The organism is Microbacterium indicum DSM 19969 (assembly GCF_000422385.1).
Lineage (GTDB): Bacteria > Actinomycetota > Actinomycetes > Actinomycetales > Microbacteriaceae > Microbacterium > Microbacterium indicum.
This window is the reverse complement of record NZ_AULR01000012.1, coordinates 83,557-91,114: the sequence shown is the minus strand read 5'-3', so window position 1 is coordinate 91,114 and position 7,558 is coordinate 83,557. Positions and strand designations below refer to the sequence as shown.

At 71.8% G+C, this 7,558-nt stretch carries 8 protein-coding genes and 1 pseudogene; 7 read left to right on the top strand and 2 right to left on the bottom strand.

Annotated elements, in window-relative coordinates:
* A pseudogene (locus H576_RS0109535) lies at window positions 1–211 on the top strand (IS5/IS1182 family transposase); the annotation flags it as partial.
* Here the strand turns inward: H576_RS0109535 and H576_RS0109530 are convergent.
* Window positions 208–651 (bottom strand): GNAT family N-acetyltransferase, encoded by a 444-nt coding sequence (locus tag H576_RS0109530; protein WP_029150755.1) that lies wholly within the window; start codon window positions 649–651, stop codon window positions 208–210. The pseudogene H576_RS0109535 and the gene H576_RS0109530 sit on opposite strands and share 4 nt — an antisense overlap.
* Window positions 652–674: 23 nt before the next feature.
* On the opposite strand from H576_RS0109530, the gene truB reads away from it, so the two are divergent.
* From truB to H576_RS0109510, 4 genes are read left to right on the top strand one after another with little or no spacing between them, the layout of a single operon-like run.
* Window positions 675–1,556: a tRNA pseudouridine(55) synthase TruB gene (gene truB / locus H576_RS0109525; protein WP_029150754.1), complete on the top strand. Its 882-nt coding sequence runs from the start codon at window positions 675–677 to the stop codon at window positions 1,554–1,556.
* Entirely contained in the window at window positions 1,553–1,921 is a 369-nt protein-coding gene (locus tag H576_RS0109520; RefSeq protein WP_029150753.1) for a hypothetical protein, read from the top strand. Before truB ends, H576_RS0109520 begins: the two co-directional genes overlap by 4 nt.
* 19 nt (window positions 1,922–1,940) lie before the next feature.
* Complete coding sequence (locus H576_RS0109515; RefSeq protein WP_029150752.1) at window positions 1,941–2,408, top strand: hypothetical protein; 468 nt, start codon at window positions 1,941–1,943, stop codon at window positions 2,406–2,408.
* Window positions 2,405–3,379 carry a bifunctional riboflavin kinase/FAD synthetase gene (locus H576_RS0109510; RefSeq protein WP_029150751.1) on the top strand — a complete coding sequence of 325 codons (975 nt, stop codon included), beginning with the start codon at window positions 2,405–2,407 and terminating at the stop codon, window positions 3,377–3,379. Before H576_RS0109515 ends, H576_RS0109510 begins: the two co-directional genes overlap by 4 nt.
* A 3-nt stretch (window positions 3,380–3,382) precedes the next feature.
* Here H576_RS0109510 and deoC read toward each other — a convergent pair whose 3' ends face one another.
* Window positions 3,383–4,099 carry a deoxyribose-phosphate aldolase gene (gene deoC / locus H576_RS0109505; RefSeq protein WP_029150750.1) on the bottom strand — a complete coding sequence of 239 codons (717 nt, stop codon included), beginning with the start codon at window positions 4,097–4,099 and terminating at the stop codon, window positions 3,383–3,385.
* Window positions 4,100–4,278: 179 nt separating this feature from the next.
* Here deoC and H576_RS0109500 point away from each other — a divergent pair, with 179 nt between their 5' ends.
* Both H576_RS0109500 and H576_RS0109495 read left to right on the top strand, forming a co-directional pair.
* Entirely contained in the window at window positions 4,279–6,423 is a 2,145-nt protein-coding gene (locus tag H576_RS0109500; protein WP_029150749.1) for a DEAD/DEAH box helicase, read from the top strand.
* Window positions 6,424–6,477: 54 nt separating this feature from the next.
* Complete coding sequence (locus tag H576_RS0109495) at window positions 6,478–7,506, top strand: ATP-dependent 6-phosphofructokinase (protein WP_029150748.1); 1,029 nt, start codon at window positions 6,478–6,480, stop codon at window positions 7,504–7,506.
* Window positions 7,507–7,558 lie beyond the last annotated feature (52 nt).

The window sequence follows — 7,558 nt, the reverse complement described above, 5'->3', positions numbered from 1 at the left end:
CCGCAAACGGCGCGGCTCACGCGGCGGCCGCCCCGTCGGCCTCGATACCGCCGACTACAAGAACCGGAACGTCATCGAGCGCCGCTACTGCCACATCAAGCAATGGCGAGGACTCGCCACCCGCTACGACAAGCACGCGATCATCTACCGCGCCGCCGTGATCCTCAACGCCGTCATCGCCTGGACCAAACAATTGTCAGACACACCCTAGGCCGCGGCGCGGATCATCGGCACGTGGGGGATCCCGTCCTCCAGGAACTGCGGGCCGCTCGCGGCGAAGCCGAACGAGGCGTACCAGCCCTCGAGATGCGCCTGCGCGTCGAGCCGGATCGTGCGGCCGCCGGCCAGGTCGACGGCGCTGCGGATGAGGACGCCCGCGAGCCCGCGACCCCGTGCGCGGGCGGCCGTCGCGACGCGGCCGATCCGCGCGTCGTCGCCGTCGCGCAGGAACCGCGCGGTCGCCGCGACGCCCTCCTCGTCGGCGACCCAGAGCAACCGCGCCTCGGGCTCGACATCGCGCCCGTCGAGCTCGGGATACGCGCATTCCTGCTCGACGACGAACACGTCGACGCGCAGCCGCAGGATGTCGTAGAGCGTCGTCGGCGGCACGTCGGCGAGGGGTGCGACGCGAACCTCTGAGGGAGTGGCCATCGGCCCAGAATAGGCTTGAGCGCATGGTCGAACCCGGGATCCTGCTCGTCGACAAGCCTCAGGGCCTCACGAGCCACGACGTCGTCTCGCGCACCCGCAAGGCGCTCGGCACGCGCAAGGTCGGGCACGCGGGCACCCTCGACCCCATGGCGACGGGGCTCCTCGTCGTCGGCGTCGAGGCGGCGACGCGCCTTCTGACCTATGTCGTCGGCCTCGACAAGACCTACGAGGCCACGATCCGGCTCGGGCAGACGTCGACGACGGACGACGCCGACGGCGAGATCGACGGCGGCTCGAGCGCGGCCGGCGTCTCCGACGAGCGGATCGCGGAGGGCGTCGCCGCGCTCACGGGCCCGATCTCGCAGGTGCCGAGCTCGGTCTCGGCCATCAAGGTCGACGGGCGCCGCGCATACGACCGCGTTCGCGCGGGCGAGGAGGTCGAGCTCGCGGCGCGCGACGTCGTGATCTCGCGGTTCGAGATCGGGGAGACCCGCCGCGCGGGCGACCTCGTCGACCTCGACGTCGTCGTCGACTGCTCCTCGGGCACCTACATCCGGGCCCTCGCGCGCGACCTCGGCGCGGCCCTCGGCACGGGAGGCCACCTCACGCGCCTCCGCCGCACCCGCGTCGGCGGCTTCGCCGTCGACGGCGCCGCCGGCGTCGACGCCCTCGCGGAGGCCGCGCGCCTCACGCCGGCCGAGGCCGCGGGGCGCGTGCTCGGGCGCCTCGACGTCGACGCCGACTCTGCGCGCGACCTGCGCCACGGGAAGCGGATCCCTCTGCCGGACGGGGTCGACGCGCCGCGCGCCGCGGTGGGCCCTGACGGCGAGCTCGTCGGGATCGTCGAGCCGCGAGGCGAGCAGCTCAAGAGCGTCATGAACATGCCGACGGGAACGAAGCGATGATCCTCTGGTTCACGATCACCCAGATCGCCGTCGCCGCGGTCGTGGGCGTCGTCTGCGTCGTCCTCGGCCTCGTGGGGCGCCGCCCCGGCGACGTGTCGGTCATCGGCATGCTCCTCGTGCAGGCGCTGCTCATCGCCCAGATCGTGATCGCGATCGTCGCGCCCCTCGCCGGCAACGACCCGACGGGCAGCCTCCTCGAGTTCTGGACCTACCTCGTCACCGCGGCGCTCCTGCCGATCGCGGGCGTCGCGTGGGCGTTCATCGACCGCGGCAGGTGGAGCGTCGTCGTCATGGGCGTCCTCGCGCTCGCGGTCGCCGTCATGGTCTACCGCATGGACGTGATCTGGACGACCCCGATCGCCTGACGGATAAACTCGGAGCGCTATGTCTGACGCCCCCGCACCCACGCGCTCCCGCCGCATGACCGGCATCGGCACGGTCCTCGTCTTCGCATACGGCGTCATGGCGCTCGCGGCGACCGGGCGATCGTTCGTCTCGATCGCCGAGCACTTCTCGGCGGCCCCCGTGCCGTATCTCCTGAGCGCCCTCGCCGCGGTCGTGTACATCCTCGCGACGATCGCGCTCTTCTGCTCGAAGAGCGTCGTCTGGTACCGGATCGCCTGGGTGTCGGTGATCATCGAGCTCACGGGCGTGCTCGTCGTCGGAACGCTGAGCTGGGCCGTCCCCGAGCTGTTCCACGCCGACAACGCCGTGTGGTCCTGGTACGGCGGGGGAACGGGCGAGGACGGGCACTACGGCTACTTCTGGGTGCCGCTCGTCCTGCCGTTCCTCGGGATCTGGTGGCTCACGAAGCACGACCCGCGCGCCGCCCAGGCGGAGCAGCCCGCATGATCGTCTTCCGGTCGGCCGACGAGGTGCCGGAGGGCTTCGGCCCCTCGGTCGTCGCGATCGGCAAGTTCGACGGCGTCCACGCGGGGCACCGGGCGATCATCGAGCGCGCGCTCGTCGACGCCGCGACGGGCCACGCCCGCACGGTCGCCGTGACCTTCGACCGCAACCCGCTCGCCACGATCGCGCCCGAGCACTGCCCTCCGGTCGTCGTGGGCGTCGATCAGAAGCTCGATCTCCTCGCCGCGACGGGCGTCGACGCGACGCTCATGCTCGCCTTCGACGAGGCGCTCGCCGCCGTCCCCGCCGAGCAGTTCGTCGAGGACTACCTCGTGCGCGCCCTCGGCACGACGCGGGTCCTCGTGGGCGCCGACTTCCGGTTCGGCAACGGCGGCGCGGGCGACGTCGCGTTCCTCCGCGCGGCGGGGGAGAGGCACGGGTTCTCGGTCGAGGTCGTCGCCGACGTCGCGAGCGTCCCGTCGGGCGACGGCGAGGGGCGGCGCGTCTCGTCGACCTGGATCCGCGAGCTCCTCGCGGCGGGCGACGTCGACCGCGCAGCGAAGCTCCTCGGCCACCCGCACGCCATGCGCGGCGAGGTCGTCCACGGGCTGCGGCGCGGCCGCGAGCTGGGCTTCCCGACCGCGAACCTGTCGCGCGACGCGACGGGCTTCGTGCCGGCCGACGGCGTGTACGCCGGGTGGCTCGTGATCAGGCGGCGCGACGGCGAGCTCGGATCGGGGGCCCGCTATCCCGCGGCGATCTCCGTCGGCACGAACCCGACGTTCGACGACGTGCCCGAGCGCGTCGTCGAGGCGCACGTCATCGACCGCACGGGCCTCGATCTCTACGGGCAGACGGTCGACGTCGAGTTCGTGTCGCGGATCCGCGGCATGGTCGCCTTCGAGGGCGTCGAGAAGCTCACGGCCCAGATCGCGGCCGACGTCGACGCCGCCCGCGCCGCCCTCACCCCGTAGGGCTCAGTAGCTCGAGGAGTCCTCGGCGCCCGTCGTCGCCTCGCCGGCCTCGCGCGCGCGGAGCTCGCCGAGGATCGTCGCGCTCGCGCTCGTGCCGAGTCGGGTCGCCCCCGCCGCGATCATGGCGGCGGCCGCCTCGAGGCCGCGCACGCCGCCCGAGGCCTTCACCTGGGTCGTGGTCACGTTGGCCTTCATGAGCTCGACGTGGGGGACGGTCGCGCCGCCTCCCGCGAAGCCCGTCGACGTCTTGACGAACGTCGCTCCGCCCTGCTCCGTGAGCCGCGCGCCGCGCGCGATCTGCTCGTCGTCGAGGAGGCTCGTCTCGAGGATCACCTTCGTGACGGAGCCCTCGGCCGCCGCGACGACCCCGCGGATGTCGGCGAGGACGCGCTCGTCGTCGCCGCCGCGCAGGGCCCCGATGTTCACGACCATGTCGAACTCGACGGCGCCGTCGGCCTTCGCCTGGCGCAGCTCGGCGGCCTTCGCGGCCGTCGACGTGGTGCCGTGCGGGAAGCCGATGACGGTTCCGACGGCGACGCCGGTCCCCGCGAGGCGCTCGACCGCGTGGGCCACATCGCCCGGGCGCACGCACACGCTGAACACGCCCCACTCGGCGGCGACGTCGAGCTCGCGGTCGACGTCGTCCCACGTGAGTTCGGGCTTGAGGATCGCGTGGTCGATCGTGGATGCGACGTACTTCTCGGTGAGCTCAGCTGCCATGCCCCAATCGTACGTTCGAGCGGCCATCCGGATGGCGTAGACTGGCCCCGTCATCCGCGGTGCGACCCGCCGGTCCTCTCAGGCGTGAGCGATCATTCGCCTCGATTCCGTCCCGCGGTTCACGATCTTCACGGCCCGCCGTGCTCCGATGCCGGCGGCGGAACCCGCTCAGGAGGAGCATGCCGACCACGGCACCCGCGCGACAGCGCAAGAAGTCCTCGTCGTCCCGCCGCGACGACGAGGCGCCGATCATCCCGATCCTCGCCCGCAAGGTGCGCGAGGTCGAGGCGAAGGCGCAGAAGAACAAGCTGGGCCCGACCAACAGGGTCAAGTTCCAGGTCATCGCCTTCCTGGTGCGCGAGGAGCGCGCCCGCGTGAAGGTCGACGACCAGGTGACCGACAGCGCTCGCGCCGAGCTGCTCAAGCGGCTCGACGGCGTCGCGACGATCCTCGCGAAGACGGCCGCGCGCGACACGAGCCTCATCCAGCTGCTCGAGGTCGACCACGCGACGACGCCCGTCGCGAAGCGCATGCGCCGCGACTGGCTGCTCGAGGCCGGCGCCGAGCTGCCGCCCGAGGAACTCGTGATCGACGACGCGAAGCCGGTCGTCGCCGAGGCCGCGACGCCCGTCATGGTGTCCGAGCGTGCCGTGCGCCCCGAGCAGGTCGACTTCCGCATCGAGTCGAACCCGTTCCTCGCGCCCGACGCGACGCCCGCCCCGGCCGAGCCGGCCCCGCGTCGTCGCCTCGACAGCTGGGAGCTCATGGGCCCGCTCTACAAGGCCTTCGCGCAGGGCGCGGGCGGCGGATCCGCGGTCATGCCGCTTCCCGAGGTCCCCGAGTTCGACCGGGTCTCGCCCAAGGGCCTCGAGGTCATGCCGCACCAGTCCCGCTTCCTCGAGGCCGTGCGCGACGGCCACCGCGAGTTCCTCCTCGCCGACGAGCCCGGCCTCGGCAAGACCGCTCAGTCGGTCCTCGCGGCGTCGGTCGCCGAGGCGTACCCGCTTCTCGTCGTCGTCCCGAACGTCGTCAAGATGAACTGGGCGCGCGAGGTCGAGCGATGGACGCCGCAGCGCCGCGCGACCGTGATCATGGGCGACGGGGGCGACGTCGACGCCTTCGCCGACATCTTCATCGTCAACTACGAGATCCTCGACCGGCACGTGGGCTGGCTCGCCGAGATCGGCCTCAAGGGCATGGTCGTCGACGAGGCGCACTTCATCAAGAACCTCTCGTCGCAGCGCTCGCAGAACGTGCTGGCCCTCGCGGCCCGCGTGCGCGAGCGGTGCGCCGATCCGCTCATGCTCGCGCTGACGGGAACGCCGCTCATCAACGACGTCGAGGACTTCGACGCGATCTGGCGCTTCCTCGGATGGACCGACGGCACGAAGCCCGGTCCCGAGCTCATGGAGCGGCTCGACGCGACGGGCCTCACGCCCGCCGACAAGGGCTTCTACCCCGAGGCACGCCAGGCCGTCATCGACCTCGGCATCGTGCGCCGCCGCAAGAAGGACGTCGCGAAGGATCTGCCCGACAAGCTCATCGCCGACATGCCGGTGCAGCTCGACGACGAGTTCGGCCGCTCGATCGCGCGCGCCGAGCGGGAGCTCGCGCGACGCCTCACCGAGCGCTACCACCGGATCATCGCGGCGCGCGGCGACCGGGGCCTCGAGCCGGGCGAGATCGACGAGGACATCGTCGACCTCGTGGCCCGCGGCGAGCTCGACGAAGCGAACGCGCAGGGCGAGACCGGCGAGAACGTGTTCTCGATGGTCCGCCGCATCGGCCAGGGCAAGGCTCAGCTCGCGGCCGACTACGCGGCCCAGCTGCAGCGCTCGGTCGGCAAGGTCGTGTTCTTCGCGAAGCACATCGACGTCATGGACACCGCCGAGCGCGTGTTCGCGGACGAGGGCGTCAAGACCGTCGCGATCCGCGGCGACCAGACCGCGGCGGCCCGCCAGCAGGCGATCGACGCGTTCAACGAGGATCCCGAGGTCGGCATCATCGTCTGCTCGCTCACCGCGGCCGGCGTCGGCGTCAACCTGCAGGCGGCGTCGAACGTCGTCCTCGCCGAGCTGAGCTGGACCTCGGCCGAGCAGACGCAGGCGATCGACCGCGTGCACCGCATCGGCCAGGACGAGCCCGTGACGGCGTGGCGCATCATCGGCGCGCACACGATCGACACGAAGATCGCCGAGCTCATCGACGCCAAGGAGGGTCTCGCGTCGCGGGCGCTCGACGGCGAGCGGCTGAACGAGGACGACGCCGAGCCCGTGCAGCTCGCGGCGCTCAAGGCGCTGCTGCGCGAGGCGCTCGCGAACTGACCCGATCGACATGCTCCGGGACCCACGGGTCCCGCGACCCAATAGTCTCGGAGCATGAAGATCGGGATCCTCACCTCCGGCGGCGACTGCCCGGGCCTCAACGCCGTCATCCGCGGCGCCGTGCTCAAGGGACGCCGCAAGTACGACATCGACTTCGTGGGGATCCGCGACGGCTGGAAGGGGCTCGTCGACGCCGACTTCTTCCCGCTGACGACGGGCGACGTGAAGGGCCTCTCGAAGGTCGGCGGCACGATCCTCGGCACGAGCCGGACGAACCCGTACGAGGGCGACCGCGGCGGCGCCGAGAACATCAAGAAGACGCTGTGGGGTCACAAGGTCGACGGCGTCATCGCGATCGGCGGCGAGGGCACGCTCGCGGCGGCGCAGCGGCTGTGGAACGACGGGATCCCCGTCCTCGGGGTGCCGAAGACGATCGACAACGACCTGCGGGCGACCGACTACTCGTTCGGCTTCGACACCGCCGTCAACATCGCGACCGATGCGATGGACCGCCTCCGCACGACGGGCGACTCGCACCAGCGGTGCATGGTCGCCGAGGTCATGGGCCGCCACGTTGGCTGGATCGCCCTGCACTCCGGCATGGCCGCCGGCGCGCACATCATCTGCATCCCCGAGGTGCCGCTGACGCTCGACGACATCACGAAGCAGGTCCTCGCGGCGAACGACCGCGGGCGCGCGCCGCTCGTCGTCGTGGCCGAGGGCTTCAAGCTCGAGGGGCAGGACGAGGCGTACAGCGACCGCGGGCTCGACGCGTTCAACCGCCCGCGTCTCGGCGGCATCGGCGAGGTCCTCGCGCCGCTGATCGAGCACGCGACGGGCATCGAGACCCGCGCGACGGTGCTCGGCCACATCCAGCGCGGCGGGTCCCCGTCGAGCTTCGACCGCGTCCTCGCGACGCGCCTGGGGCTGCACGCCGCCGACATGGTCTACGAGGGCGCCTGGGGCAAGATGGTCGCGATGAAGGGCACCGAGATCGAGCGCGTCTCGTTCGAAGACGCCCTCGGCGAGCTCAACGAGGTCCCGGCCCACCGCTACGAGGAAGCCTCGGCGCTCTTCGGCTGACGAACTCTCCATTTCTCCGTGTTTTCCCCACGCCTCGCGTGGGGAAAACACG